The organism is Nocardioides panacisoli (assembly GCF_039537325.1).
GTDB classification, from domain to species: Bacteria; Actinomycetota; Actinomycetes; order Propionibacteriales; family Nocardioidaceae; genus Nocardioides; species Nocardioides panacisoli.
Window position 1 is genome coordinate 1 of the sequence record NZ_BAABAH010000015.1, and the last position, 26,060, is coordinate 26,060.

The following is a 26,060-nucleotide window of genomic DNA, read 5'->3' on the forward strand; positions in this document are numbered from 1 at the left end:
CCGCCGTCCTCGGCAACCACTCCGAAGTGCTCGACCTCGGCCGCGCCGACCGGCTCTACCGACCACCCCAACGCAAAGCCATCCGACTCCGCGACCGCCGCTGCCGCGCCCAAGGCTGCGACCACCCCGCCCCCTGGTGCGAGACCCACCACCTGAAGTCCTGGGCATCAGGCGGCCCCACCGACCTCGCCAACGCCATCACCCTCTGCTCCTGGCACCACCACCGCATCCACGACCCCCGCTACGAACACGAGGCCCTCCCCGACGGCGACCTCCTCATCCGCCGCAAGCGGTAGGAGCTGAAGATGAGTCGTCGAGGTCTTCCGTACCGAACGGTCGTGACTTTGAGCAGTGTCCGGTCGAGGGCGGGCGGTGTGAGGCTCTGACCATGATCGGCTCCAGGCGCGGCTCGAGAGCGGAGAAGAGGCGCGCGATGTATGCCGGCGGTCGGCCGAACGACGCGGCAAGGACTGTCCATCGCCGGTTCGTCTCGGGACCGCTCCCGCGGCTGCTGCCCATCGCAGCGGTGCTCGAGGTGCGTGGTCGCACCACCGGGGCGACGATTCGGGTTCCGCTCGCCGTGGCGCGATATCGAGGCAGGTGGTACGCGGTCTCGATGCTCGGGGAGCAGTCGAACTGGGTACGCAACGTTCGAGCCTCCGGCGGGGACGCCGTGGGGACGCATGGGCGGAGTCAGCCCGCCAGGCAGAGGCAGAACGGGTGACCGGCGGGGTCGAGGAAGACCCGGAAGGTCGTGCCGGGCTGGTGGTCGTGCTTCCGGGCGCCGATGGCCAGCACCGCCTCCTCGCCGGCGTCGAGGTCGTCGACGTCCACATCGAGGTGCATCTGCTGCGGGACCTCCTGGCCCGGCCAGTCGGGGGCGCGGTAGTCGTCGACCTCCTGGAAGAAGAACGCCCGGCCGGAGCCGTCGTCGGCCTTGACCGATGCCCAGTCGCTGTCCGGGCCGGCGCCCGCCTTCCAGCCGAGCAGGGCGGCGTAGAACTCCGCGAGCGCGGCGGCGTCGGGGCAGTCGAGGACGAAGTAGGGGTCGCGTGCGATAGCCATGCGGCGACGTTAAACGCGCCCACCGACAGGGGCTCGTGACGGTCGCTGCACGGGATCCACGCTCCCGTCCACAGCCGCGCCGGGGCCACGTTTCGGCGTACGGCGCTCGTGCGCAGGTTCCCCGCATGGAGATGCACACCACCGGCGCCCCGGCCGGCCGCGACGTCCTGGTCACCGTCCCTGCCCGCTGGCACCGGCGGGAGGACCTCAAGCACGGCGTGGTGGTCGCGGCCCGGGCGCGCGCCGCGCCGCCGAGCGGTCATCCGCCGGAGCTGGTCGTGCGCTGCGCCGCGGTCGAGGAGAGCCTCGCGACCTGGCGCGCAGGGGCGATCGCCGCGCTCGCGCGGCAGCTGCCGGCCTTCGCGCTGGAGGACCGGGACGAGTTCGACCTGGGCGAGCAGCCGGTGGCCTACCACCGGTTCGGCCACCGGCTCGGAACGCTCGAGCTGCTCAGCGAGCAGTGGGCGTGGCTGGTCGACGGCCTCGGCGTGACGCTGACCTGCACCGCCGCGCGCGAGGACTACCCGGCGTTCTGCGACCTGTTCGAGGCGGTGGCGGCGACCGTGGACGTCATGCCCGCCGCGGCGTGACCGTGATCTGCGCGCCGTGCCGCGGGACCGAGGTGATGTTGCGGACCTTCGGCACGTCGCGGCCGGCCGCCCGCACGTCGTACCTCGAGAAGATCTCGCGCAGCACCTCGACGCCCTCCATCAGCGAGAAGCCGGCACCGATGCAGCGGCGCACGCCGCCACCGAACGGGATCCAGACGTTGAGCGGCGGCACCTGGCCGTCGTTGAGCTCGGCGATGAACCGCTCGGGCCGGAACGTCTCCGGGTCGGGGAAGTTCGCGTCGGCGCCGTGGCTGAGGATGATCGACGGGCCCACGGTGGTGCCGGCGGGCAGGTCGATGCCGCCGACGGTGGCGGGCTTCATCAGGGTCCGCACCACCATCGGGATGATCGGATGCAGCCGCATCGACTCCTTCATGACCGCCTCGAGCCAGGCGTCGTCGCCCTCGTCCGCCGCGCGCTGGGTCCGCGCCAGCAGGTCCGGAGACTTGCCGACCTCGTGGAGCGCCCAGGACAGCGCGCTCGCCGTCGTCTCGTGTCCGGCGAGCAGCAGGGTCACCAGCTGGTCGCGGAGCTCGGTGTCGTCGAGGCCGGGGTCGTCCTCGGCGTCGGCGCCGGCCCGCAGCAGCCGGGTCAGCACGTCCTGGCGCTCCTCGAGGTCGGCGGCCGCGCGCCGCTCGCGGATCTCGGCGTACATCAGCCGGTCGAGGACCAGCTGGTTCTCGACCGTACGGCGCCAGGGGCCGAACCGCTGCAGCCACGGGTAGGCCCAGCCGAGCAGCACGGCGGGGCTGACCTCGACCGTGCGGTTGACCGCGGGCCGCAGCTGCGCGAGCCGCTCCTCGTCGGTGATCCCGAAGACGACGCGCAGGATCACCTCCAGGGTGAGGGCGTTCATGTGCTCCAGCGCGCGGAACGGCTCGCCCGTCGGCCAGGCCTCGACCTCGTCCCTCGCGACCTCCGCCACCATCGACTTGTAGCCGCGCAGCGCGTGCCCCAGGAACGCCGGCATCACCAGCTTCCGGGCGCGGTGGTGGTCGACGGAGTCCTGCAGCAGCAGCGAGTGCTCGCCCATGATCGGGCCGAGGATCGCGTTGCCCTTGCCGGCGTAGAAGACCTCCGGATCCGCGGCGAAGATCTCCTTGGTGACGTCCGGGTCGGCGAAGAGCACGAGCGGGCGGCCGCCGGGGACGAGCTGGACGGTGAACGCGTCGCCATACCGCTTCCGCATCCACGGGTGGAACTGGTGCCGGAAGCGCATCAGCGCGACGGTCTGCACGATCGCCGGCCACCTCGGCCCGGGCGGAAGGCCCTCGGCGGGGACCGGCGGCAGGTCGGGCCCGCCGATCACGCTCATCTTCCGCAGCCGGCCCAGGGTCAGCTCGGTGGTGTCGGCGGGTGTGGCGGTCAGCTCGGCTGTCACCCGAGTGACGGTACGCCGACCGGCGCCGCCGTACGTCCGACCGCGGTAGGAACTGGGAGGCGTCAGGGCAGCAGGCCGTCGCGGCGGGCGATGGCGGCTGCCTCGGTGCGGCCGGCGGCGCCGAGCTTGCCGAGGATGTTGGAGACGTGGACGCTCACGGTCTTGGTGCTGATGAACAGCTGCCTGCCGATCTCGCCGTTGCTGCGCCCGTCGGCCACGAGGGCCAGGATCTCGCGCTCCCGCGCGGTGAGCTGGTGCGAGGCCGCTCCGGTCGCCCGAGCGGGCGCGTTTCCGGCCGCCTTGAGGTCGTCGAGCACCGTGGCCATGCGGAGCCGGTGCGCGACCTCGCGGGCCAGGTCGCCCTGGTCCCGCGCCCGGCCCGTCTCGCCGACCAGCCGGAGGATCCCGGCGTACGTCGCCCGCACCTTGGCGAGCTCCGGGACCGCCCCGAGCCGCTCGTAGGCCGCCACGGCGCTCGCCCAGGCGTCGAGGAGCTCCTCGCGCGCGGGCGCATCGATCCCGGCCAGCCACCGCACCCGGAGGTGCTCGGCGGTGACGCGGAGCTCCCACGCCACCCCCTCGGGTCCCCAGGGTCCGAGCTCGGCGGCGACGACGGCAGCGGCGTCGGCGGCGAGGCCGGCCGCGCGGTCGAGCAGCGCCGGGCGGTCGGTGCTCGGCACCGCGGGCAGCGCGCGGGCCAGCGCGTCGAGGGTCTGCGCGGCCAGGCGGACCCGGCCGCCGAAGTGCTCGTGCCAGATGACGGACAGCAGGCCGACGACGTCGTCGTAGGCCGCGAGCGCCGCGGCCGCGTCGGCGGCCCGTCCCGCGGCTTCGATCTCGGGGCCGGCGGCGAAGACGGCGATGCCGCCCTCGTCGGCCCAGGTCTTGCGCAGCCGCGCGATCTCGGCCGAGACGTCCTGTCCGCGGTCGGTCTCGATGGCCAGCCGGACGGGCTCGATGATGGCGCGCGGGATCAGCGGTCCGCTCGGGTCGTCGACCACCGCCACGAGCTCGAGGGCGTGGTCCCACTCGCCGCGCATGTACTCGACCCAGGCGAGCTGCCACCGCGCCTCGAGGGAGTAGGGCGCCCAGGGGAGCCCGACGGCCAGGCCGCGGTCGAGCCCGGACTGGAACCACCGGGCGGCGTCCTCCCACTCCGCGTGGTCCTGGTGGGCGCGGCCGAGCAGGAACCGGCCCCGGAGCTCGGCGGGCACGGCGCCCGCGGCCGCCGCGCGGCGTACGGCGTCCTCCAGCGCCTCCTGGAGCTGGCGCCGGTCGTCGCCGTCGTGCCCGCTCCGGATCCGCATGCTGGTCAGGGTGGTGACCGCCTCGGAGGCGACGGCGTGCATCCCGAGCCGCTCGGCGAGCGCGAGCGCCTCGGTGGCCACGGTCTCCCCCTCCTCGAAGCGGTCGAAGTTCATCAGCACCCGCGCGTGCGTCGACAGGACCTTCGCGCGCAGGGGGCTCTCCCCGACCGGCGCGAGCGCCATCGCCTCCTCGGAGATCGCGACCTGGTCGAGCGGCGTCTCGATGTAGCAGAGAGTCATGGCGTACTCGCTCAGCAGCCGCGCCCGGGCGTTCGCCGAGGTGTCGTCGGGGAGCCGCTCGAGGTGCTCGGCGAGCAGCTCTGCGGCGCGCTGGTTGTCCCCGCTGGTGGAGAGCGCGTCGGCCGCCTTGACGGCCAGCTTGGACAGGTCCACCTCGAGGCGCGCGGCCCGGTCGGGGTCGGCGAGCAGCTCGAGCGCCTGCTGGTAGTGGTGGGCCGCCTCGTCGGGCCCGGAGACGCCGATCGCCTCGTCGCCGGCCTCGATGCTGGCGGTCGCCGCGCGGTCGAGGTCCATCGAGCGGCGGGCGTGGCGGGCGAGCTCGGCGGCGGTGCCCCGGCCGGGCTCGGAGGTGAGGGCGTCGACGTACTGGTGGTGGAGCCGGACCCGCTCCCCGGGCAGCAGGTCGTCGTAGACGGCCTCGCCCAGCAGCGCGTGGCGGAAGGAGTAGGTGCCGGTGCCCGCGACGAGGACGTTCATCTCGACCGCCTGGCGCACGCCCTCCTCGAGGTCGCCCGGCGAGAGGTCGGAGGCGGCGGCGAGCAGCGCGTGGCTCACGCGCCGGCCGGCCACGCTCGCGAGCCGGACCACCTGGCGGGCGTGCTCGCCGAGCCGGTCGATCCGGACGAGGAGCAGGTCCGCGAGGTCGTTCGGGAGGCCGTCGGCGCACTCGGAGGCGACCAGCTCCTCGACGAAGAACGCGTTGCCCTCGGCGCGGTCGACGATGGTCGCCACCTGGCGCTCGGGAAGGCGCACCGGCGCCAGCTCGGCGATGAGCGCGCGGACGGCGGGCTCGGACAGGCGGGACAGCTGGAGCCGGTCGACGCTGGGGATCCGGGACCACTCGGCGACCTGGCGACGCAGCGGGTGGCGGCGGTGCAGGTCGTCGGAGCGGTAGGACGCCACGAGCGCCACCGGGTTCTCGAAGCTGCGGGTGAACAGGAAACCGAGCAGGTCGCGGGTCGACTGGTCGGCCCAGTGGGCGTCCTCGATCACGACCAGCAGCGGCGTCTCGGCGGCACCGGCGTCGAGCAGCGCGTGGAACGCCTCGAAGAGCTCGGAGCGGTCACCCGTCGCACCCGGCTCCGAGACCGCTCCTCCGGCGTCGCCGTCGGCCGCGCGGACCCGGCGCCCGGGCTGGAGCCGGGTGATCGCGGGGTGCGTGGCGGCGACCCGGTCCACCAGCTCGGGCTGGTCGGCGGCGAACCGCCCGAGCACCTCGCTGAAGGGCAGGTAGGGCAGCGCGCTCTCGCCGAAGTCGAGGCAGTGGCCGGCGTAGACCCGCCAGTCCTCGGCTCGGGCGAGGTCGCGCAGCTCCATCAGCAGCCGGGTCTTGCCGACACCCGCGTCCCCCGAGAGGAGCACGGCGCCGGGTCGACCGCGCCAGGGCCGGTCGGGCGTCCCGAGACCGACGAGGCCCGCCAGCTCCGTGATCTCGCTGTCGCGCCCGACCATCGTCCGGCTGGTGTGTGCGGCCACGGGCACCATTGTGTCGCCCGACGCCGACAGCCGGACCGGGTTGGGCCACCCGGTTCGGAGCGCGGTCACTCGGCGAGGTCGCGGCGGGGGAACTCGGCCGCGGCGACGCGCCGTGCCCAGGCGGCACGGGAGCGACCCCGACGGCTACGGGCGATGCCCTTGGTGACGAGCTCGCGGCGGTAGGCGATCTGGGACTCGATGAGAAGGCTGTTGTCGAACATGTCCCCGAGGTTCGCCGTCTGAGGTAGTGCCGCACATCGGGAAGGTGCCTTAGATCGGGCACGAGGCGGCCGGCGTGCACCTCCCTCCTAGCCTTAGGTCGTGGAGTTCGCGGAGGTGGTACGGCGGCGCCGGATGGTGCGCGCCTACACCGAGGAGCCGGTCGACCGGGCGGTCGTCGAGCGCGCCCTCGCCAACGCGACCCACGCGCCCAGCGCCGGGTTCTCCCAGGGCTGGGCGTTCGTCGTCCTCGACGACCCGGACTCGGTGCGCGCGTTCTGGGCGGCGCAGAGCGACGCCGTCGACCACCCGGACCGGTGGTTGGCCGGCATGATGAAGGCGCCCGTGGTGATCGTGCCGTGCAGCATCAGGGCGGCGTACGTGGACCGCTATGCCGAGCCGGACAAGGCGAGCTCGGCGTGGGCGGGCCGGGACGGGACCGGGTGGTCCATGCCCTACTGGCACCTCGACGCGGCGATGGCGTCGCTGCTGATCCTGCAGACCGCGACCGACGCCGGGCTCGGCGCCTGCTTCTTCGGGCTGGTGCCCGGTCGCATCGAGGCCGTCCGCCGGACGCTGGGCCTCCCGGACGGCGACGACGCGCCCGAGCCGATCGGCGCGATCACGATCGGCCACCCGGCCGCGCCCGGCACCGGTGCCGCCGGCTCACCGATGCGCCGGCGCCGCACGCCGTGGCAGCAGGTGGCCCACCGCGGCCGCTTCGGCAGCGGCTGGCCCGTGGAGACCTGATGAGGCCGGGGATCCAGGCGCACCACCTCACCCGCAGCGACCTCGAGCGCAGCGACCCGGTGCTGCCGCGCATCGCCCAGCTGCTGGCGCCGTACCGCGGCAAGATCGCGCTGGTCCTCGTCGCCGTCGTCGCGGCGGCCGGCCTCACCAGCCTGGTGCCGTTCCTGACCCGCGCGGTCTTCGACGACGCCCTCTTCCCGCTCGACGGGAGCCCGCCGCACCTCGGGCTGCTCGGCTGGCTGGTCGCGGCGATGTGCCTGATCCCCGTGCTGGCCTCGCTGATCTCGATCGTGCAGAACTGGCTGACCTCCACCGTCGGGAACTCGGCGATGGCCGACCTGCGCGGCGACCTGTTCGAGCACCTGCAGCGGATGGAGCTCGCGTTCTTCACCGCGACCAAGACCGGCGCGATCCAGTCGCGGCTCGCCAACGACGTGGCCGGTGTGCGCACCGTCCTCACGGACACCGCGACCTCGATCGTGCAGAACTCCGTCACGGTGACCGCAGCGTTCGTGTCGATGGTGGTGCTGTCCTGGCAGCTGACGATCCTGACGCTGGTCATGATGCCGCTGTTCGTCTGGCTGCAGCTCCAGGTCGGCAAGCGGCGACAGCGGCTCGCCCGCAAGACCCAGGAGTCGCTCTCGGAGATGACCGCGATCACCGAGGAGGCGCTGTCGGTCTCCGGCATCCTGCTCGCGAAGGTCTTCAACCGGCACGAGGCCGAGGTCGAGCGCTACCGCGAGGCGAACCGCCGGCAGACCCGGCTGCAGGTCGAGCAGGCGATGACCGGCCGGACCTTCTTCGCGGTGGTCCAGACGACGTTCTCGATCACGCCGGCGGTCATCTACCTCGCCGCGGGCTGGATCATCGCCGGCCGGCTGCCGGTCGGCGCCGACGCGCTGACCGCCGGCACGCTCGTCGCGTTCACCACGCTGCAGGGCCGCCTGCAGATGCCGCTGCTGCAGCTCATGCGGGTCTCGCTCGACGTGCAGACCTCGCTCGCCCTGTTCCGCCGCATCTTCGAGTACGTCGACCTGGAGCCCGCGATCGTCGACCGCCCTGGCGCGATCGACCTGCCGGTCGACGAGGTCAAGGGGCGGGTGGAGCTCAAGGACGTGTGGTTCCGCTACCCGGAGCCGCGCGAGCTCAGCGGATCGGTGATCTCCGACCGCTTCCAGCGGGCCGAGGAGCCCCCGGTGGCCGAGGAGGTCGCCCAGCAGCCGTCGCGCGACCCCGTCGAGACGTGGGCGCTGCGCAACGTCAACCTGGTCGTCGAGCCGGGCCAGCTGGCCGCGATCGTCGGGCCGTCCGGGTCGGGCAAGACCACGACGACGTACCTCGTCCCGCGGTTCTTCGACGTGACCGAGGGCTCGGTGAGCATCGACGGCCACGACGTCCGCGACCTGACCATCGACTCGCTCGCTGACCTGGTCGGGATGGTGACCCAGGAGCCCTACCTCTTCCACGGCACCATCCGCGACAACCTCGCCTACGCGCGGCCGGACGCCACCCGCGAGGAGATCGAGCAGGCCGCCCGCGACGCGAACATCCACGACCGGATCATGAGCTTCCCGGCCGGCTACGAGACGGTCACCGGCGAACGCGGCTACCGGCTCTCCGGCGGCGAGAAGCAGCGCCTCGCGATCGCCCGGGTGCTGCTGAAGGACCCGCCGATCCTGATCCTCGACGAGGCCACCTCCGCGCTCGACAACGAGACCGAGCGGCTGGTCCAGGAGGCGCTCGAGCGGGCAACCCGTGCCCGGACCACGATCGCCATCGCGCACCGGCTCTCGACGATCCGCTCCTCCGACGTCATCTTCGGCCTCGTCGACGGCGAGGTCGTCGAGCGCGGCACCCACGACGAGCTCCTCGCCGACCCCGAGGGTCTCTACGCCCGGCTCTGGCAGGAGCAGCTCCGCGCGCGGCGCGGCTAGGGCCGGCGTGGCCGAAGCCCTCTGGTCATCGCCACGCAGCAGCGCTATCGTGCCTACGCGACCGATCGGTCGCATAGATGAGCCGGAGGACCCGATGGCCACGACGTACGAGCGCTTGCTCGAGGACAGCATCGACATCGCGGCGCCCGCGGGACGCGTGTGGGCGCTGGTGAGCGACGTCCGCCGGATGGCCGAGTGGAGCCCGCAGGTGACCTCCACCCGGCTGCGCAGCGGCTACGACGAGGTCGCGCTCGGCGCCGAGTTCACCAACCGAAACCGGCTCGGCGAGCTGGAGTGGACGACCCACGGCCGGATCGTGCGCCTCGAGCCCGAGCGGCTTCTCGCCTTCCGGATCGAGGAGAACTGGGTGGTCTGGTCGTTCGCCCTCGAGGCGGCGGGTCCGGGGGGCACCGGCACCCGCCTCGTGCAGCGACGGGAGGCACCCGACGGGATCTCCGACCTCTCGCTCGAGCTGACCGACGGGTTCCTCGGCGGCCAGGAGTCGTTCACCGCGACCATGCGCGCCGGCATGCGCGAGACGCTGGAGCGGATCAAGGCCGCAGCCGAGGGGTGACCGCCGGGCCGATCGCTCAGGACCGGGTGAACGTCACGTGCGTCGTGCCGCTCGCGGTGGTGACCGACTCGACGTCGTAGGACGACTCCAGGCCCTCGAGCCCGTCCCACAGCCGCTCCCCGCGACCCAGCACGATCGGCGCGACCGCGAAGTGGGCGTGGTCGACCAGGCCGGCCGCGAGGAAGTCGCGGACCACGCTGACGCCGCCTCCGATCCGGACGTCCAGGCCGCCGGCGCCCTCACGTGCCACGGCCAGCGCCTCCTCCGGGGTGGCGTCGAGGAAGTGGAACGTGGTGCCGCCCTCCATCTCGATCGATGGCCGCGGCCGATGGGTGAGCACGTACGTCGGCGTGTGGAACGGCGGGTTGGGTCCCCACCAGCCCTTCCAGTCCGCGTCGTCCTGCCAGCCCGGCGGCCCGAACTTGTTCGCGCCCATGATCTCGGCGCCGATCCCCGGCATGAACTGCGCGGCGAACGCGTCGTCGGCGCCCCGGCCGCCACCCTCCTGGCCCAGCATCTCCCGGCCGAACCTGGTGGCGAACATCCACGGGTGCAGCCGCTGGCCCGCGTGCCCGAACGGCGACTCGAGCGACTGACCCTCGCCCGTGCCGAAGCCGTCGAGGGAGACGGAGAAGTTGTGGATCCGGACCAGGGACATCGCAGGCTCCTCGTGTGGTGGGTTGGACGATGAGACCGTCGCCCGGCGGCGGAATCATCGGCTCCCCCGCTCTGGTTATCGTTGTGGAGAGGTGAGCACGATGGCCGAACCTTCCCAGAACCCCGGCCCGCGGGAGGACCCCGCGCGGGCCCGCGACCGGCGCGCAGCCGAGAAGGCGGCGGCCCGCGCCCGGATCGCCCAGCAGCACACCTGGGTCGACCTGCAGGTGCAGCGGGCGATGGAGCGCGGGGAGTTCGACGACCTCCCCGGAGCGGGCAAGCCGATCGAGGGCCTCGGGGTCCAGCACGACCCGGACTGGTGGCTGAAGAAGCTGGTCGAGCGCGAGCGGATCGCCGTGCTGCCGCCGAGCCTCCAGCTTCGCAAGGACGACGCCGAGCTCGACGCGCGGCTCGACGGGATCGCCTTCGAGGGCGACGTGCGTCGGGAGATCGAGGACTTCAACGCCCGCGTGATCCGTGCGCGGTACACGCCGGCCGACGGCCCGCCGCTGATCACGATGCCGCGCGACGTCGACGAGACCATGGCCCGCTGGCGCGAGCGCCGGGAGGTACGCCGGGCGCGGGCCCGCGCCGCAGCCGCGGCTAGTGCCGCCGCTGCAGCTCCCAGGCGGCGCGGATGGCTGCCCGGATGGCTGCGTCGTCGCCGCTGAGCAGCACCTGCACCTTCATGTGCTTCTCGTAGCGCGGCGGCACGCCGAACGTCTCCGGGTGGGAGCTGACGAACCCTTCGCGGTCGGCGAACCCGGCGCGCACCAGCAGCTCGCCGTCGTCGACCAGCCGCGCGACGAGCCGGTCGTCGACGTACCAGGCCGGGTGCGCCGCCGTGCCCTTGCGCTTGCAACCGGGCAGCGACCGCGCGAAGTCGTCGACCTCCTCGGGCGTCATGCGTCGAGGCTACGACCGCCCACCGACGCCGGGCCGTCTCGCCGAGACCTGCGTCATACCGCGAGACCTGACCCGCCGGTAACGTCAGCCGGCGTGAGTCACAAGAGCCCCAAGGACTTCTTCCGCCCGCTGGCCGTCGGCGCCCCCGCGCCGCTCCGCGAGATCCCCGCCCGCCCGAGCCGGGCGATCCACTTCTTCGACCCGAGCAACGAGAAGATGGCCGCCAAGATCCCGGCCATGATCGGCACGGTCGACGTGCTGCTCGGCAACCTCGAGGACGCGATCAAGGCCGACAACAAGGTCGCCGCCCGCGAGGGCCTGGTCCGGATCGCCAAGGCCACCGACTTCGGTCCTACCCAGCTGTGGACCCGGATCAACGCGCTCGACAGCCCCTGGGTGCTCGACGACCTCACCACGCTCGTCCCCGAGATCGGCGACAAGCTCGACGTCGTCATGGTGCCGAAGGTGCAGGGCGCCGAGGACATCCACTACGTCGACCGGCTCCTCGCCCAGCTCGAGGCGAAGGCCGGCCTGGACCGCCCGATCCTCATCCACGCGATCCTCGAGACGGCCCGCGGCATGGCCAACGTCGAGGAGATCTGCGGCGCGAGCCCGCGGATGCAGGGGCTCAGCCTCGGCCCGGCCGACCTGGCCGCGGACCGGAAGATGAAGACCACCCGCGTCGGCGGCGGCCACCCCGGCTACCTCGTGCGCCAGGACCCGCCGCGCGACGCCGAGGGCAACGCGCAGATCGACGCCCAGCGCGCGGTCTTCCAGCAGGACCTGTGGCACTACACGATCGCCAAGATGGTCGACGCCTGCGCGACGCACGGGATCTATCCCTACTACGGCCCCTTCGGCGACATCGCCGACGTGGTGGCGTGCGAGGACCAGTTCCGCAACGCCTTCCTGCTCGGCTGTGTCGGCACCTGGTCACTGCACCCGAAGCAGATCGCGATCGCGAACAAGGTCTTCTCCCCCAGCGTCGAGGACATCGCCCACGCGCGCCGCGTGGTCGCCGCGATGGGCGACGGCACCGGCGCGGTGATGATCGACGGCAAGATGGAGGACGACGCCTCCCTCAAGCAGTGCCTGGTGCTCGTCGACCTCGCCGAGAAGCTGGCCGAGATCGACCCCGAGCTCAAGAAGCAGTACGACGCCATCGAGGTGCCGGCATGACCGACTTCCGGCCCCGCCGCTCGGTCCTCTACATGCCCAGCTCCAACGAGCGGGCGCTCGAGAAGGCCAAGACCCTGCCCGTGGACGCGCTGATCCTCGACCTCGAGGACGCCGTCGCGCCCGACGCCAAGCCGCAGGCCCGGCTCAACGCCGCAGCCGCCGTGCGGAGCGGCGAGTACGGCGCCAAGGAGCTGACGATCCGCGTCAACGGCGCCGACACGGAGTGGCACGACGACGACCTGAAGGCCGCCGCCGAGGCGGCCCCCGACGCGATCGTCGTGCCCAAGGTCAACTCGGTCGACGCGGTGCTCGGCCTGGTCGACGCCTTCGACGCGGCGGGCGTGCCGGAGTCGACCAGCCTCTGGGCGATGATCGAGTCGCCGTACGCCATCCTGCACGCCGAGGAGATCGCCGCCGCGTCCGAGCGGCTGAACGTCCTCGTGCTCGGCACCAACGACCTGGTCAAGGAGCTGTACGTCGACCACGTCGTCGGTCGCACGAACATCGTGACCAGCCTGCAGCTCGCGGTCCTCGCGGCCCGGGCGACCGGCAAGGTCGTGCTCGACGGCGTCTACAACGACGTGAAGAACCTCGACGGCTACCTCGCCGAGGTCGAGCAGGGCCGGGCCTTCGGCTTCGACGGCAAGACGATCATCCACCCCGGCCAGATCGAGGGCGCCAACAAGGGCTTCGCGCCGAGCGACGAGGCGATCGAGAACGCGCGCGGCCTCATCCAGGCCTGGGAGGACGGCAAGGGTTCCGGCGTCGTCACCTACAACGGCCGGATGGTCGAGAACCTGCACGTCGAGTCCGCCCGGCGCACGCTGGACATCGCTGCGGCGATCGAGGCGATCGAGGCCTGACCCCGAGGCCCGCACCGGACACGCCGGTGCGGGCTTCCTTTCGCCGTACTACTACGCGAGCCGTAGTACTGTGCGACGCATGGACACCACCCAGCTCCTCCGCGGGGTGCTCGACCTCGCGGTGCTCGCCGTGGTCGAGCGCGAGGACGGCTACGGCTACGACGTGCTGCGCAGGCTTCGCGGCGGAGGTCTCACCGAGGTCGGTGACGCCTCCGTCTACGGGACCCTGCGCCGCCTCTACGCCGCCGGCGCCCTGACGTCGTACGTCGTCCCCTCCGACGAGGGCCCGCACCGGAAGTACTACGGCATCACGCCGGCCGGGCGCGACCAGCTCGCCGGCCAGGCCAAGGAGTGGACCTCCTTCGCCGACACCGTCTCCTCCCTCCTTCCCCGCTCGACAGGAGCCAGCTCATGAGCGACACCCACTTCCTCGCCCGGCCCGACGTCACCGCGTTCGTCGAGGAGGTACGGCGGCTGCTGGCCGACCTCGACGACGAGACCCGCGACGAGCTCCTCGGCGGCCTCGAGGCCGATCTCACCGACCAGGTGACCGACGGGGCGGAGCTCGGCGACCCGGCGACCTACGCGGCGGAGCTCCGCTCGGCAGCCGGGCTGCCCGAGCGCCGGCGGCGCCTCCGCGGAAGGCTCTCCTCGGGGTCGCCGGTCAGCCTGCTCGACAGGGCGCGGTCGCGCTTCGACCGCACGGTCGCGCGGCCGCACGTCGCGCCCGCGTGGGAGGTCGTCGCAGCACTACGGCCCGCCTGGTGGGTCCTTCGTGCCTGGATCGCCGTCACGGCCCTGGACGTCGCCGCGGGCGGATGGGAGCCGGTCAGCCTGGTCCCGAGCCTCGGCGTGCCGGGCCTCGGCGCGCTCCTCCTCGTCGTCGGGACCGCCGTCAGCGCCTTGATCGGCATGGGCCGGCTGTGGCCCGGCACCGGCGAGCGCAGCAGCGCCGCCCGGTTCACGCTCCTCGCCCTCAACGGCGTCGCGGTCCTGGCGCCGCTCACGTGGTCGATCCCGATGCCGGCCTACCTGGGCTCGAGCGCCTGGGACGGCGGCTACAACGACTACACCCAGGGCTACATGGACGCGCAGCGCCAGCACAAGGGCCTCGAGCTCGACGGCAGCAGGGTGCACAACCTGTTCGCCTACGACGCCGACGGCAGGCCCGTCAGGGGCATCCGGCTCGTCGACCAGGACGGAAACCCGGTGACGGTCCGTCCCGAGGACTCGACCACGGGACGCGGCGACGCCCGCCGCACCGGCTGCCCGGCGTGGAACGGCGACACGGCCACCTACGAGCTGTTCCCGCTCCCCGAGGCGAGCCTGGACCGCGGCCTGTGCGACACCCGCGCCGAGGCGGCGACGGCTCGTCGCCCACCGTTCCCGCTGGCTTCACTGCCTCCGCTCGAGGGCGGGCGGCGCCAGGCCGGCCCGGATCAGGGGAAGAGCGGCCGGTAGGGCCGGCACACGGTGCCGGCCGGCGGCAGCTCCTGGTCGATCAGGTAGGCCGCCATCCACGTGCGGACGCACGCGCTGGTGTTGAGCGCGCCGTGACCCCAGCCGTCCAGGGTCAGCAGCACCGATCCGGCGAACTGCCGGGTCGCCGTCCGCGCGCCCTGGATCGGCGTGGCGGGGTCGTGGGTGTTGCCGACGACGAGCAGCGGGGTGGAGGTCGTCGTACGCCACGGTCCGCGGTAGGCGTCGTCACCACCGGCGCCGGGCCACCGCGCGCACAGCGAGCTCGCCCAGGTCCACAGCCGGCCGAACCACGGCTGGGCCGTGTCGGCGGTGCGGCTCGCGCGCTGCCAGGCCCACGGATCGGTGGGGTTGACGGCGTCCGAGCACACGACGGACTCGAAGCCCACGTCGGTCACCCGGTTGGTGAGCGCGCGGCCCGGTGGCGCGTAGCCGTAGGGGCCGGCGGCCTGCTGCCGGTCGCGGACCCGGACCAGGTCGGCCCAGTCGGAGGCGAGGGCGCGCGAGGCCCGCGCCGTGCGGTGCCGGCGCTGCTCGGCGACGTCGTGCAGGAACCGCACGAGCTGCCGCTTGATCGCCGGCGCCTGGTAGAGCGCTCCGAGCGCGGTGCTGACCAGGTCCTGCGTGACCAGCCGGTGCCCGTCGACGCGCAGTCGGCCGTGCCGCGCGAGCCGGTAGGTGCGCTGCCAGATCCGCTCGGCGTGGCCGGCGATCGAGCACCGGTCGCGACCGACCCGGTCGCACTCCCTCAACGCCGAGACCAGGGCCTCGTGGGCGCCGTGCCCGCTCCCGAGCCGATAGGTCGACGGCACGGACGGGTCGCGGCCGGCGGTCCACTCGATCGGGTCGAGGACCCCGTCGACGATGATCGCCCGGACCCGGTCGGGGAACATCGCGGCGTAGGTCTGGCCGACCATGCTCCCGTAGGAGATCCCGTAGTAGCTGAGCTGCTCGTCACCGACGGCCTGCCGCACCACGTCGATGTCGCGGACGTAGTCGGCCGTCGACATGTGGTCGACGATCGCGTTCCGCCCGGAGGCGCAGTCCTCGTCGAGGATCCTGTCGGCCCGGATCTGGCGCCCCGCCTGGTGCTGCGTGACCGGGTAGGGGACGGCGAGCCCGGGCGGCGCGTCCTCGGAGGGATAGCGGCACAGTGCGTACGGCGGGGCCCCGATCCCGCGCGGATCCACGCCGATCACGTCGAAGTGCCGCCGGATCCCCGGCCCGATCAGGTAGCCGGCGTACCTCGCGAAGTCCCGGGCCGAGCCGCCCGGGCCGCCCGGGTTCACGAACAGGCTGCCGATCCGCCGCCCGCTCGCCGGCACCCGGTCGACGCTGACCGGCGTCGTGGCACCGGTCGGGTCGTCGTAGTCCAGCGGCAGGTCCACGGTCGCGCACTCCACGGTCTGGCCGTGCGCGGTCCGGCTCGCATCGCCGGGGCAGGTCTTCCAGGTGAGGGTCGGGACCGGGATGTCCACCTGGTCCCCTGCTCGTGCCGCGGCTGCCGCGCCGTGGGCCGGGCCGGGCGGTGCGACCGCAAGGACCGCCAGGACGGGGAGGACGAGGAACAGGGGCAACCCGAGCGAACGACGCACCGGGCGACTCTAGATGACCGGGCCGTACGGTTGCGCGCATGACGACGGGACTGCTCCTGCGCGGCGCCCGGCTGGTGCCGCTGCGGCCCGGCGAGGAGGTGCCGGACCGGCCGGTCGACGTGCTCGTCGAGGGTGACGAGGTGACGGCTGTCGGTCCCGCGCTGCAGCGGCCTGCCGGCGTCGAGGAGTACGGCGTCGACGGTCGCTGGATCATGCCGGGCCTCTGGGACGCGCACGCGCACCTCGGCCAGTGGACGCTCGCTCGGCAACGGCTCGACACCGGTGCGGTGACCTCGGCCGACGAGGCCGTCGCCCTGGTCGCCGCCAAGGTCGCGGAGGCGCCGGGACGCCCGGTGGTCGGCTGGGGCCACCGGCCGGGCGGCTGGGCCCGGCTGGGCACGGTCGCCGAGCTCGACGCCGTGTCCGGGGTGACGCCGGTGGTGCTGGTCGCCGGAGACGGCCACCACGCGTGGCTGAACACCGCGGCCCAGGCGGCCCTCGAGCTGCCGCTGCGCGAGAACGTCGTGCGGGAGGACGAGTGGTTCGCGGCGTACGGCCGGCTCGCCCACCTCTCCGCGAGCGGCGACGGGCCGGCCGACTACCGCGAGAGCCTGGATCGCGCGGCCGCGCTCGGGGTCGTCGGCATCGTGGACCTCGAGTTCGCCGGCGGCATCCCCGGCTGGCGGGAGCGCTGGCACGAGGGCTGCGACCTGCTGCGGATCCGCGCGGCCGTCTACCCGGAGGGCCTCGACGAGGCGCTCGGAGAGGGCCTGCGCACCGGCGACGCGCTGCTGCCGGGCGTCGACCTGCTCCGGGCCGGCCCGCTCAAGATCATCAGCGACGGGTCGCTGAACACGCGGACCGCGTGGTGCTGCCAGCCCTACGCCGTCGGCGGGGACCCGGTGGCTCCGTCCGGCGCGCCCAACCTGTCCGCCGACGACCTGCTGGCCCACCTCGGCCGCGCGCACGAGCACGGATGGGAGGTGGCCACCCACGCGATCGGTGACGCAGCCGTGGCCCGCGCACTGGACTCCTACGAGCGGACCGGCGCCCGCGGGTCGATCGAGCACGTGCAGCTGCTCGCCGACGGGGACGAGGAGCGGCTCGCGCGGCTCGGGCTCCGGGCCAGCGTCCAGCCGCACCACCTGGTCGACGACCGCGACCTGACCGAGGCCATCTGGCCGGGCCGGTCGGACCGCTGCTTCGCGTTCCGGCGGCTCCTCGACGCCGGCGCCACCCTGACCCTCGGGTCCGACGCGCCGGTCTCGCCGCTCGACCCCTGGCTGGCCGTCGACGCCGCGGTCCGCCGTACCGGCGACGCCCGGCCGGCCTGGCACCCCGAGCAGGCCCTCACCCGGCGGGAGGCCCTCGCCGCCTCGGTCGACGGCCAGCCGGCGGTCGGCGCCGGCTCCCGGGGGGACCTGGTCGTGCTCGACCACGACCCGCTCGAGGTGCCCCGACCCGACGTCGAGCTGACCGTCGTCGCCGGCCGGATCGTCCACGGCGGTCCGGTGTCGTGACCGCCGCTAGGGCTGCGACTTCCTGACCAGCTCGGTCACGAGGTCGGCGGCGACCTGCTGCTCCTTCTGGTAGGGGTGGTACGGCGCCGCGGGCGCAGTCGGCTCCATGCCGGCCAGCCACGGGTCCTTCGCGCACATGTCGTGGCCCTCGGTCGCGGCGAACAGGTCCACGTAGTCCGCGCCTGCCTCCTCGGCCGCGTGCTTCTGCGCCCGCACCAGCCCCCTGTTCAGCCGGAGCGCGAGCGCGACGTCGCCCTCGGCGATCGGGAACTCCGCGCACGGGTGCTCCGGCGCGAACCGCGGGTAGCCGACCACGACCACCTGAGCGTTCGGCGCCGCCGTCACCACCCGGTTGAGGGAGTGCACCAGCCGGTCGCGGGTCCGCGAGATCACACCGTGCACGTAGCCGTAGGCCTTCTTGTCGATCCGGGTGCACGGCGAGCCGCGGAGCGCCTCGTCGCTCCCCGGCGTCACGCACACGGCGAGGAACTTGGAGTAGAGGTGCTCGTCGTTGCCGCCGAAGCTGAAGGTGACCAGGGCCGTCGAGTCGGTCACCGCGGACACCTGGGGCGGCTGCGTGGTGCCGTGCGGCGGCGTGTAGGAGTTCCAGACCGCCTCGGAGGTGGCGCCGCCGCAGCTGACGTCCGTGAGGTCCAGCTTCAGCTCGTCGGCGACCAGGAACGGGTAGCTCTTGCTGCCCCGCAGGCAGCCCGCCTGGGTGTGCCCCATCCGCGGGCCGGAGGTGTAGGAGTCGCCCATCGCGACGTACTCGTCGCCCGGGCCCACCACACCGGGGCTCGGCGCCGGCGCCGGCGCCGGCTCGTTCGAGTCGCAGCCGGCGACGAGGAGCGACGCGGCGACCAGGACGACGGCCGCGAGCGGGAGACGAGTGGGCATCGGGGTCTAGGTTACGGACGCGTCCTCGGCGTGGACGCCGAGTGCCAGGGTCAGCGCCAGCACGGTCGCGGGATCGTCGAGCCGGTCGCCGTACGCCTCCCGCAGCTGGCCGACGCGGTAGCGGACCGTCTGCGGGTGCACGAACAGCGCCGCCGCGACCTCCTCGCGGCGGCCCTGGTGGAGCAGCCAGGCGCGCAGCGTCTCGGCGAGCTTGGCCCGGGTGGCCGGCCGCAGGTCCGCGAGCGGCGCGAGCGCGCGCTCGCGCAGGTCGGCGAGCGCCTCGGGGTCGGCGGTCAGCACCAGCCGCGGCAGGTGCTCCTCGGTGTCGCCCTCCAGACCCAGCGCCCGCGCGCGCAGGGCCCGGGCATAGGAGGACCGCGCCTCGAGCCAGGGACGGGGCGGGCCGATCACGCAGCCCTGCCCGGCCACCGACCGCACCATCGCCGCGCGCCGGCGGCCGTGCGCGTCCGGGACGAGGAGCAGCGCGGCGGCATCGAGCTCGGCCACGTCGGCGCTCGCCAGGGTGCGCCGGGGCAGTGTCTGCAGCAGCGGCGCGACCCGCGCCTCAGGGGCGATGATCGCGGTCAGCGTGGTCGGGACGACCCACTCGGCGCGCTCGGCCGCCGCGAGCACGGTCGGCTCGGGCGACCCCGCGAGCAGCAGCCGGACGACGCGCTCGAGCAGCCGCTCGAGCACGCGGCCGGCGGTCGCCGACTCGTCGTTGTGGCCCGCGACGCTGGCGGCCGAGAGCTGGTCGATGTAGGCGAAGACGAGCTCGGCGAAGGACACCAGCACCCGAGGCTCCAGGTCGAGCGCGACGGCCTGCTCGGAGAACTCCCGCCAGGAGACCCGGGCGCCGATCCGGTACGCCGACAGCAGCGCATCGGTGCTCCGCCCGCTGCGGGCCTCGCCGCGGCCGAGCTGGTAGGCGCCGTCGACGGCGGAGCGGGTCAGGGTGCGGACGTCGCCCCCGCCGCTGCGGCCCGAGACCAGCGACAGGAAGCCGCCGTGCGCGACCTGCACGGCGGTCCGGATCGTCTCGCCCATCGGGCCGCTGAACGCGTCCTCGTAGGCGGGCACCTCGGCGATGATCTGCTCGACGACCTCGTCGGCGATCCGCGGGAGCTCGACGCGGATCGCGCTGACGACCGGCCCGGGCAGCCGCAGCTGCGGATCGTCTCGGTGGGCCATGGCGCGCCTTTGTTCGCAGAGGACAATTTGCTCGACCCGATTCACCATCGGTTGTCATGACTTTAGCCCTCGGCGCAGGGAGTATGGAAGGCGTGAGCTCGTTCAGTGTCCCCACCCTGACCCGCAGCGCGGGGCCCTCCCGCGGGCTGCGCGACCGGCTCCGCGCCGTCGCGGACGCCGCGGTCAGCCCGCTGACCGTCGACGACCTCCTCGACCACTTCCACCCGCTCCGCAAGGACACGGAGCTGCGCGGCCGGATCGTCTCCGTCACCGCCGAGACCCCGGAGTCGGCGACCGTGCTGATCAAGCCGGGCAAGGGGTGGACGGGTCACGTCCCCGGTCAGTACGTCCGCCTCGGCGTCGACGTGGACGGCGTACGGCTCTGGCGCACCTACTCGCTGACCCACGGCCCCCGCGCCGACCGCAACATCAGCATCACCGTCAAGGCGATCCCGGGTGGCGTCGTCTCCGGGCACCTCGTCCACGACGCGCGCGCCGGGCAGCTGGTCCACCTGGCCCCGGCCGAGGGCGAGTTCACCCTGCCGACGCCGCTCCCGGGCAAGCTGCTGATGGTGACCGCCGGGTCCGGCATCACTCCGGTGATCGGGATGCTGCGCAACCTGTTCCTGCGCGCCACGCCCGTCGAGGCCGACATCGTGCTCGTCTCGGTCAACCAGAGCGAGTCGACCGCGATCTTCCGCGACGAGCTCCGGGCGCACGCCGAGGCCGGGCACATCACGCTGGTCGAGCGGTACGACGACCGCGACGGCCTGCTCGACGTCGACACGCTCGACGCACTCGTGCCGGACTTCGCCGACCGGCTCGCCTACGCCTGCGGTCCCGCGGGGCTGCTCGACGCGCTCGAGCAGCACCACGCGGAGCGCGGGCTGGCGCTGACCACCGAGCGGTTCCGGCCGGTCGTGCTCGCCACCGGCCCCGACGCCAGCGGCGGCACGGTCGCGTTCGAGCAGACCGGGACCGACCTCGAGGTCGACGGCGCCACGCCGATCCTCGACGCCGCGGAGGCCGCCGGCGTGCTGATGCCCAGCGGCTGCCGGATGGGCATCTGCATGGCCTGCGTCCTGCCGCTGAAGGAGGGCGCCGTGCGCGACCTGCGCACCGGAGAGCTCACCGTCGCCGTACCCGGGGAGACCCACAGGGACGGCGTCCCCATCCAGACCTGCATCAACACCGCCGCCGGCGCGTGCCGGATCAACCACTGAGGGAGACCCATGACGACCGTGACGAAGAAGCCCGAGAACCCGATCGCCCACCTCACCGAGGCCGACATCGAGGCCATCGGCGCCGAGCTCGACGCGATCCGCCAGGAGGTCGTCGACGCGCGCGGTGAGAGCGACGCGGCGTACATCCGCGGGATGGTCGACCTGCAGCGCAAGCTCGAGCTGGGCTCGCGCGCCGTGCTGCTCTTCTCGGCCCTGCCGCCGGCGTGGGTGGTCGGGACCGTCGGCCTGTCCCTCGCGAAGATCCTCGACAACATGGAGATCGGCCACAACATCCTCCACGGCCAGTGGGACTGGATGCGCGACCCCAAGATCCACTCGACCACGTGGGAGTGGGACAACGCGACGCCGTCGGAGAACTGGAAGCACTCGCACAACCAGATCCACCACACGTACACGAACATCATCGGCAAGGACAACGACCTCGGCTACGGCATCATGCGGGTCGACGAGGAGCAGCGGTGGACGCCGATGCACCTCGGTCAGCCGCTGTGGAACTTCGTCAATGCCTGCTTCTTCGAGTACGGCATCGCGGCCTACGACCTCGACCTCGGCCGGCACCTGAAGATGCCCAAGGACAAGCGCCCCGAGCACTTCCGCAAGGGCGTCAAGGCGACGCTGGCCAAGGTCCGCAAGCAGGCGACCAAGGACTACGTGGTGCACCCGCTGCTGTCCGCGCCGACCGGCTCGCTGCTGCCGACCCTGGCCGCCAACTTCGTCGCCAACGTGGTGCGCAACCTCTGGTCGCACTCGGTCATCATGTGCGGCCACTTCCCCGAGGGCGTCGAGACGTTCGAGCGGGCGTCGATCCCGGACGACGAGTCGCGCGGTGCGTGGTACGTCCGGCAGATGCTCGGCTCGGCCAACATCTCGGGTTCCAAGACCATGCACATCCTGACCGGCAACCTGTCGCACCAGATCGAGCACCACCTGTTCCCGGACCTGCCGAGCAACCGGTACGCCGAGGTCGCACCCAAGGTCCGCGCGGTGTTCGACAAGTACGGCCTCAACTACTGCTCGCGACCGCTCGTCCCGCAGGTCTACTCGGCCTGGCACAAGGTGGTCCGGCTGTCCTTCCCGAACGGCTGGCTCGCCACGACCAACGCCAAGAACCTGCCGCAGCAGCTCGGGGTGCTCTACAAGCTGGTGCGCGGCGACCGGCGGACCCGACGGGTCGTGCAGCTGGGCCTCGAGCGGCGCGCCCAGCAGCTGGCCGCCGCCTGAGCGCGGGCCCGCTCAGGCACCGGTCTGCTGGCAGAGCACGTAGACCCGCGCCGTCAGGAACGCGCTGCCGCCGGAGGCCAGGATCGTCACCTGCCACCCCGTGGCCGGATCGCCGTCGGTGCCCGGCACCGGCGCGTTCACGACGGGCGGCCCGTTGAGCCCGTTGCCGCCCGCGTAGTAGCCCCCGCCGACGGCCTGCTCCCCGGAGAGGCACTGAGCACTTCCCGACGCCTGCCCGCTGTTGCCGGAGAAGTCGGCGTAGCGAACAACGACCGGCGCCACGATGCCGACGCCCGCCGGCCCCGGCGGGCCCTGGGGCCCCTCCGGTCCCGCCGGCCCCGCCGGCCCGTCGGCTCCGTCCGCCCCTGCCGGTCCGGTCGGCCCCGCGGGGCCGTCTGCTCCAGCGGGTCCCGCCGGCCCGGGCGACCCCGCGGGGCCGACTGCACCCTTGGGCCCTCGCTTGCTCCACGTCAGAGCCTTCTCGTTGTCGTGGCACGACGCGCTCGCGCTCACGAACCGCAGGTCACCGCCCGATGTCCGGTAACAAGCGTGGATGGAGCCGCTCGCATCGGGAGCCGCCGCGTAGGCAGTGATGCCGCTCGACGCCAACGCGCCAGCGGCAGCAGCGAGGCCCAAGGCCACTCCTGCCCTGACCTTCTCGTTCCCCATGGTGCTCCTCCTCTTGTCGACGAGCTCGCGCTCGCCGTCGGTCGACGCCTCGAGCCTGCGCCGAACAGCGCCGAGGCACAGGAGAGGTAGCCCCCCGGTCCGCGGCGGCTGCCCGGGGGGCCGGGCTGAGGGTTACCCGGGGGTTCGGCATCGTCTTCGCCCGGGCGCTGCTCGACCGCGGAGCAGGCGCCGACCGCCGGTGCCCGGTCGAATACCCTTGGACCATGAGCTACGTGACCTGCGAGGTCGTGGACGGGATCGCCCACGTCCGGCTGGACCGGCCCGAGAAGCTGAACGCGCTGACCCTCGACCTGCTCGAGGACCTGGTCGACACGGCCCAGCGGCTCCGCAGGGACAAGGACCTGCGTGCGGTCATCATCTCCGGCGAGGGCGACGCGTTCTGCGCGGGCCTCGACTTCGCGACGGTGCTGCGGAACCCCGCCGGCATCGCCAAGGCGTTCGTCCCCCGGCCGTGGCGCGGGACCAACACGTTCCAGGAGGCGCCCTGGGCGTTCCGCCGGATCCCGGTGCCGGTGATCGCTGCCGTGCACGGTCACTGCCTCGGCGGCGGCGTCCAGATCGCACTCGCGGCGGACTTCCGGGTCGCGACGCCCGACTCGCGCTGGTCGGTGCTCGAGGGCAAGTGGGGGCTGATCCCGGACATGTCCGGGATCCGCAGCCTCGCCGAGCAGGTCGGCATGGACCAGGCGAAGTGGCTGACGATGAGCGCCGAGGTGATCGACGGATCGCGCGCCGCCGATCTCGGCCTGGTCACCCGGCTCTCCAACGACCCGCTCGCGGAGGCGCAGCGGATGGCCGAGCAGCTGGCGAACCGCTCCCCCGACGCGCTCGGCGCCGCGAAGCGGCTGTACAACGACACCTGGAACGCGTCCGCTCGACGTACCTTCGCCCGCGAGCGGCTCGAGCAGGCCTTCCTCCTGGTCGCCCGCAACACCAAAGCAGCCCGCGAGGCCGCCTTCACGAAGTCCGAGCCGGTCTACGGCCCTCGCGGCCGCTGATCCGCCGACGCACCCCTCGAATCGGCGTTGAATCAAAGGCCTCTACAGGTTGATTCGAGGTTCTCTAGAGGTTGATTCGAGGTTCTCTAGAGGTTGATTCGAGGTTCTCTAGAGGTTGATTCGAGGGTCTCTAGAGGTTGATTCGAGGGTCTGCGTACGCCGAGCACGACGAATCGTCGAACGAACGCCGATCAACCTTCGATTCGACCCTTACCAATCCTCGATTCAACCTCCACGAACCATCGAATCAACCCTGACAGACCTTCGAATCAACGGGGTCAGGGATAGGAGAGGCCGACGGTCTTCTCGCTGAGCTCCCAGAGGCGGCGGGCGGCGTCGGGGTCGCGGGCGAGCCGGGACCGGCCGACCAGGCGCGGCGTGCCGCCCATCTGCGCGGGGCCGGACGGGCCGCAGAACGAGTCGCCGGGAAGGTCGGCCGTCGCGGCCATCAGCGAGGGCCAGGCGCCGGCGGCGGCCGACTGCGAGATCGCCTTGACCGAGGCATCGAGGATCGAGGCGATCCCGCCCTCGGCACGCCCGTACTGACCGTTCGCGGCCAGGTGCGTCCCCGCGAAGCCGGGGTGCGCGGCCAGCGCCTTGACCGGCAGCGCCGCGGCGTCGAGCCGACGCTGCAGCTCACCGGTGAACAGCAGGTTGGCGAGCTTGGTCTGCCCGTAGACCGGCCACCGCCAGTAGTGGCCCTCCTGCGCCAGCGGGTCGCCGAGCGGAGCCCGGGGCGCCGTGCGGTGCATGTGCGAGGAGACCGTGACCACGCGGCCGGCACCGCTGGCCGCGAGCTGCGGGAGCAGCAGGCCGGTGAGCAGGAACGGTCCGAAGTGGTTGGTGGCCATCTGCAGCTCGAGACCGTCCTCGGTTCGCGCGTAGGGCGGGGCCATCACGCCCGCGTTGTTCACGAGTACGTCGACCGCCCCGAACCGCTCCGCTGCTGCCCCGGCGCTCCGGACCGCGGCGAGGTCGGAGAGGTCGAGCGGGAGCGTCTCGAGGACGGCGTCCGGGACCTCCTCGCGGATGGCGGCGACCGTGGCGTCGACCTTGGCGGGGTTGCGTCCGGCCAGCACGACGCGGGCGCCCTTGCGCGCCAGCTCCAACGCAGTGTGGTGGCCGAGGCCGCCCAGGCTCGGGCCGGTGACGATCGCCGTCCGGCCGGTCTGGTCGGGGATCTGGGTCGGGTTCCAGCTCACGGTGTCACGGCCAGCTGCTCGACGATCTGCTGACCGAGCGCCTGGTCGCCCTCGATCCGGAACTCGCCCTCGGCGGGAGCGCGCCGGCCGCCGGCGACCACGATGAAGGTCTCCCGGTCCGTCGACAGCCGGACGTCGGGCTCGGCCGGCACCTCGGGGAGCCGCTGGGCGCGCCCGTTCGCATCGACCTCGACGGCGACCGGCTCGGAGCCCTCGACCTCCAGGACAGCGGAGGTCCCGGACGGCGGCTGCACGCGCTTGCCGACCACGACCGGGAAGGACTCGGTCAGGTAGTCGGCCGAGTGCCGTGCGGGCGCGGTGTCCATCCCGCCGGGGAGGCCGACCGCCCGGCGTACGTCCTGCTCGTGCATCCACACGTCGAGCGGCCGGTTGCGGAGCAACGTGCCCCAGGTCCAGCCGATCGCGCCGAAGACGCCGTCGGCTGGCGCGGCAGGGTCGGGGACACCGGCCGCCAGCTGCTCGCGGCGCCGGGCGGTGTCGCGCCGGATCGCGGCGACGGCGTCGGCCATCGACCCGTCGCGACGGGCGTGGACGCCCTGCTCGGTGAAGACCGACATCATGCTGCGGACGTGGGCCGGCGCGCCGATCTCGATGCCCGGCACCTCGTCGTGCGCGCCCCCGACCGAGAGGTGCTCGAGGTGGGCGACGTGCGCGACGATCGCCGCCACGTCCCACCCGGGGAGGTCGGTCGCCATCGGCGCCGCGCTCTCGGGCAGCCCGTCGATCAGGGCGGTGAAGTCGCCGATCGCCTGCCACCAGGTGTCGACGTACTGCCGCAAACGGTCCTGGCCACGGCCGGCGTCGTCGTTCATGCGGGCACTGTAGCGAGGCTGCAGGCCG

General features: G+C 73.1%; 27 protein-coding genes. 15 read left to right on the forward strand and 12 right to left on the reverse strand.

Annotated features, from left to right (window positions below; all coding sequences use genetic code 11):
* Nucleotides 1–296: HNH endonuclease signature motif containing protein (locus tag ABD709_RS17240; protein ID WP_344777686.1), on the forward strand; the 296-nt coding region annotated here is incomplete at its 5' end.
* Between the two features lie 137 nt (nucleotides 297–433).
* A complete protein-coding gene (locus ABD709_RS21475; protein ID WP_425575163.1) occupies nucleotides 434–724 on the forward strand; it encodes a nitroreductase/quinone reductase family protein in 291 nt (96 codons plus the stop codon).
* Here ABD709_RS21475 and ABD709_RS17245 read toward each other — a convergent pair.
* Nucleotides 694–1,065: a VOC family protein gene (locus ABD709_RS17245; protein WP_344777688.1), complete on the reverse strand. Its 372-nt coding sequence runs from the start codon at nucleotides 1,063–1,065 to the stop codon at nucleotides 694–696. The two genes, ABD709_RS21475 and ABD709_RS17245, sit on opposite strands and share 31 nt — an antisense overlap.
* A 125-nt stretch (nucleotides 1,066–1,190) precedes the next feature.
* Between ABD709_RS17245 and ABD709_RS17250 the strand changes: the two genes are divergently transcribed.
* Nucleotides 1,191–1,655: a DcrB/PsbP domain-containing protein gene (locus tag ABD709_RS17250; RefSeq protein WP_344777690.1), complete on the forward strand. Its 465-nt coding sequence runs from the start codon at nucleotides 1,191–1,193 to the stop codon at nucleotides 1,653–1,655.
* Here ABD709_RS17250 and ABD709_RS17255 read toward each other — a convergent pair.
* The 3 genes from ABD709_RS17255 to ABD709_RS17265 form a co-directional block, all read right to left on the reverse strand.
* Nucleotides 1,636–3,057: a cytochrome P450 gene (locus ABD709_RS17255; RefSeq protein ID WP_344777692.1), complete on the reverse strand. Its 1,422-nt coding sequence runs from the start codon at nucleotides 3,055–3,057 to the stop codon at nucleotides 1,636–1,638. The genes ABD709_RS17250 and ABD709_RS17255 overlap by 20 nt on opposite strands.
* Nucleotides 3,058–3,119: 62 nt before the next feature.
* Nucleotides 3,120–6,080 carry a helix-turn-helix transcriptional regulator gene (locus tag ABD709_RS17260; protein ID WP_344777694.1) on the reverse strand — a complete coding sequence of 987 codons (2,961 nt, stop codon included), beginning with the start codon at nucleotides 6,078–6,080 and terminating at the stop codon, nucleotides 3,120–3,122.
* 65 nt (nucleotides 6,081–6,145) lie between these two features.
* On the reverse strand, nucleotides 6,146–6,301 hold the full coding sequence (locus ABD709_RS17265; RefSeq protein WP_344777696.1) for a hypothetical protein: 156 nt from the start codon (nucleotides 6,299–6,301) through the stop codon (nucleotides 6,146–6,148).
* A 100-nt stretch (nucleotides 6,302–6,401) separates the two neighbouring features.
* Here ABD709_RS17265 and ABD709_RS17270 point away from each other — a divergent pair, with 100 nt between their 5' ends.
* The 3 genes from ABD709_RS17270 (at nucleotide 6,402) to ABD709_RS17280 (ending at nucleotide 9,557) form a co-directional block, all read left to right on the forward strand.
* Complete coding sequence (locus ABD709_RS17270) at nucleotides 6,402–7,049, forward strand: nitroreductase family protein (RefSeq protein ID WP_344777698.1); 648 nt, start codon at nucleotides 6,402–6,404, stop codon at nucleotides 7,047–7,049.
* A complete protein-coding gene (locus tag ABD709_RS17275; RefSeq protein WP_344777700.1) occupies nucleotides 7,049–8,983 on the forward strand; it encodes an ABC transporter ATP-binding protein in 1,935 nt (644 codons plus the stop codon). The genes ABD709_RS17270 and ABD709_RS17275 overlap by 1 nt, the downstream gene beginning before the upstream one ends.
* 94 nt (nucleotides 8,984–9,077) lie before the next feature.
* On the forward strand, nucleotides 9,078–9,557 hold the full coding sequence (locus tag ABD709_RS17280; protein ID WP_344777703.1) for an SRPBCC family protein: 480 nt from the start codon (nucleotides 9,078–9,080) through the stop codon (nucleotides 9,555–9,557).
* Nucleotides 9,558–9,573: 16 nt separating this feature from the next.
* Here the strand turns inward: ABD709_RS17280 and ABD709_RS17285 are convergent, their stop codons facing one another.
* A complete protein-coding gene (locus ABD709_RS17285) occupies nucleotides 9,574–10,215 on the reverse strand; it encodes a dihydrofolate reductase family protein (protein WP_344777705.1) in 642 nt (213 codons plus the stop codon).
* Between the two features lie 100 nt (nucleotides 10,216–10,315).
* Here ABD709_RS17285 and ABD709_RS17290 point away from each other — a divergent pair, with 100 nt between their 5' ends.
* On the forward strand, nucleotides 10,316–10,885 hold the full coding sequence (locus ABD709_RS17290; RefSeq protein WP_344777707.1) for a DnaJ family domain-containing protein: 570 nt from the start codon (nucleotides 10,316–10,318) through the stop codon (nucleotides 10,883–10,885).
* Here the strand turns inward: ABD709_RS17290 and ABD709_RS17295 are convergent.
* A complete protein-coding gene (locus ABD709_RS17295; RefSeq protein ID WP_344777709.1) occupies nucleotides 10,818–11,120 on the reverse strand; it encodes a hypothetical protein in 303 nt (100 codons plus the stop codon). The two genes, ABD709_RS17290 and ABD709_RS17295, sit on opposite strands and share 68 nt — an antisense overlap.
* Before the next feature lie 93 nt (nucleotides 11,121–11,213).
* Here ABD709_RS17295 and ABD709_RS17300 point away from each other — a divergent pair, with 93 nt between their 5' ends.
* From ABD709_RS17300 to ABD709_RS17315, 4 genes are all read left to right on the forward strand, one after another.
* On the forward strand, nucleotides 11,214–12,299 hold the full coding sequence (locus ABD709_RS17300) for an HpcH/HpaI aldolase/citrate lyase family protein (protein ID WP_344777711.1): 1,086 nt from the start codon (nucleotides 11,214–11,216) through the stop codon (nucleotides 12,297–12,299).
* Nucleotides 12,296–13,162, forward strand: coding sequence for an HpcH/HpaI aldolase/citrate lyase family protein (locus tag ABD709_RS17305; RefSeq protein ID WP_344777714.1), 867 nt, complete (start codon nucleotides 12,296–12,298; stop codon nucleotides 13,160–13,162). The genes ABD709_RS17300 and ABD709_RS17305 overlap by 4 nt, the downstream gene beginning before the upstream one ends.
* A gap of 79 nt (nucleotides 13,163–13,241) precedes the next feature.
* Nucleotides 13,242–13,577 carry a PadR family transcriptional regulator gene (locus ABD709_RS17310; protein ID WP_344777716.1) on the forward strand — a complete coding sequence of 112 codons (336 nt, stop codon included), beginning with the start codon at nucleotides 13,242–13,244 and terminating at the stop codon, nucleotides 13,575–13,577.
* A complete protein-coding gene (locus ABD709_RS17315; RefSeq protein ID WP_344777718.1) occupies nucleotides 13,574–14,623 on the forward strand; it encodes a hypothetical protein in 1,050 nt (349 codons plus the stop codon). Before ABD709_RS17310 ends, ABD709_RS17315 begins: the two co-directional genes overlap by 4 nt.
* Here the strand turns inward: ABD709_RS17315 and ABD709_RS17320 are convergent.
* Nucleotides 14,602–16,236: an alpha/beta hydrolase gene (locus tag ABD709_RS17320; RefSeq protein ID WP_344777720.1), complete on the reverse strand. Its 1,635-nt coding sequence runs from the start codon at nucleotides 16,234–16,236 to the stop codon at nucleotides 14,602–14,604. The genes ABD709_RS17315 and ABD709_RS17320 overlap by 22 nt on opposite strands.
* Before the next feature lie 38 nt (nucleotides 16,237–16,274).
* On the opposite strand from ABD709_RS17320, the gene ABD709_RS17325 reads away from it, so the two are divergent.
* Nucleotides 16,275–17,756: an amidohydrolase gene (locus ABD709_RS17325; protein WP_344777722.1), complete on the forward strand. Its 1,482-nt coding sequence runs from the start codon at nucleotides 16,275–16,277 to the stop codon at nucleotides 17,754–17,756.
* Between the two features lie 6 nt (nucleotides 17,757–17,762).
* Here ABD709_RS17325 and ABD709_RS17330 read toward each other — a convergent pair whose 3' ends face one another.
* Nucleotides 17,763–18,653, reverse strand: coding sequence for an SGNH/GDSL hydrolase family protein (locus ABD709_RS17330; protein WP_344777724.1), 891 nt, complete (start codon nucleotides 18,651–18,653; stop codon nucleotides 17,763–17,765).
* Nucleotides 18,654–18,659: 6 nt separating this feature from the next.
* Entirely contained in the window at nucleotides 18,660–19,844 is a 1,185-nt protein-coding gene (locus tag ABD709_RS17335; protein ID WP_344777726.1) for an RsbRD N-terminal domain-containing protein, read from the reverse strand.
* Between the two features lie 83 nt (nucleotides 19,845–19,927).
* Here ABD709_RS17335 and ABD709_RS17340 point away from each other — a divergent pair, with 83 nt between their 5' ends.
* Together ABD709_RS17340 and ABD709_RS17345 are read left to right on the forward strand one after the other, a co-directional pair.
* Nucleotides 19,928–21,067 (forward strand): ferredoxin reductase, encoded by a 1,140-nt coding sequence (locus ABD709_RS17340; RefSeq protein ID WP_344777899.1) that lies wholly within the window; start codon nucleotides 19,928–19,930, stop codon nucleotides 21,065–21,067.
* A 9-nt stretch (nucleotides 21,068–21,076) separates the two neighbouring features.
* Nucleotides 21,077–22,309, forward strand: a complete 1,233-nt coding sequence (locus tag ABD709_RS17345) for a fatty acid desaturase family protein (protein WP_344777727.1) — start codon at nucleotides 21,077–21,079, stop codon at nucleotides 22,307–22,309.
* A 12-nt stretch (nucleotides 22,310–22,321) separates the two neighbouring features.
* Here ABD709_RS17345 and ABD709_RS17350 read toward each other — a convergent pair whose 3' ends face one another.
* Nucleotides 22,322–22,591, reverse strand: coding sequence for a hypothetical protein (locus tag ABD709_RS17350; RefSeq protein WP_344777729.1), 270 nt, complete (start codon nucleotides 22,589–22,591; stop codon nucleotides 22,322–22,324).
* A gap of 611 nt (nucleotides 22,592–23,202) precedes the next feature.
* Between ABD709_RS17350 and ABD709_RS17355 the strand changes: the two genes are divergently transcribed.
* The gene (locus ABD709_RS17355) at nucleotides 23,203–23,997 is read left to right on the forward strand and encodes a crotonase/enoyl-CoA hydratase family protein (protein WP_344777731.1); all 795 of its coding nucleotides are present in this window, start codon (nucleotides 23,203–23,205) and stop codon (nucleotides 23,995–23,997) included.
* A gap of 278 nt (nucleotides 23,998–24,275) precedes the next feature.
* Here ABD709_RS17355 and ABD709_RS17360 read toward each other — a convergent pair whose 3' ends face one another.
* Together ABD709_RS17360 and ABD709_RS17365 are read right to left on the reverse strand one after the other, a co-directional pair.
* Complete coding sequence (locus ABD709_RS17360) at nucleotides 24,276–25,199, reverse strand: oxidoreductase (RefSeq protein ID WP_344777733.1); 924 nt, start codon at nucleotides 25,197–25,199, stop codon at nucleotides 24,276–24,278.
* Nucleotides 25,196–26,032, reverse strand: a complete 837-nt coding sequence (locus ABD709_RS17365; protein WP_344777735.1) for a maleylpyruvate isomerase family mycothiol-dependent enzyme — start codon at nucleotides 26,030–26,032, stop codon at nucleotides 25,196–25,198. The genes ABD709_RS17360 and ABD709_RS17365 overlap by 4 nt, the downstream gene beginning before the upstream one ends.
* Nucleotides 26,033–26,060 lie beyond the last annotated feature (28 nt).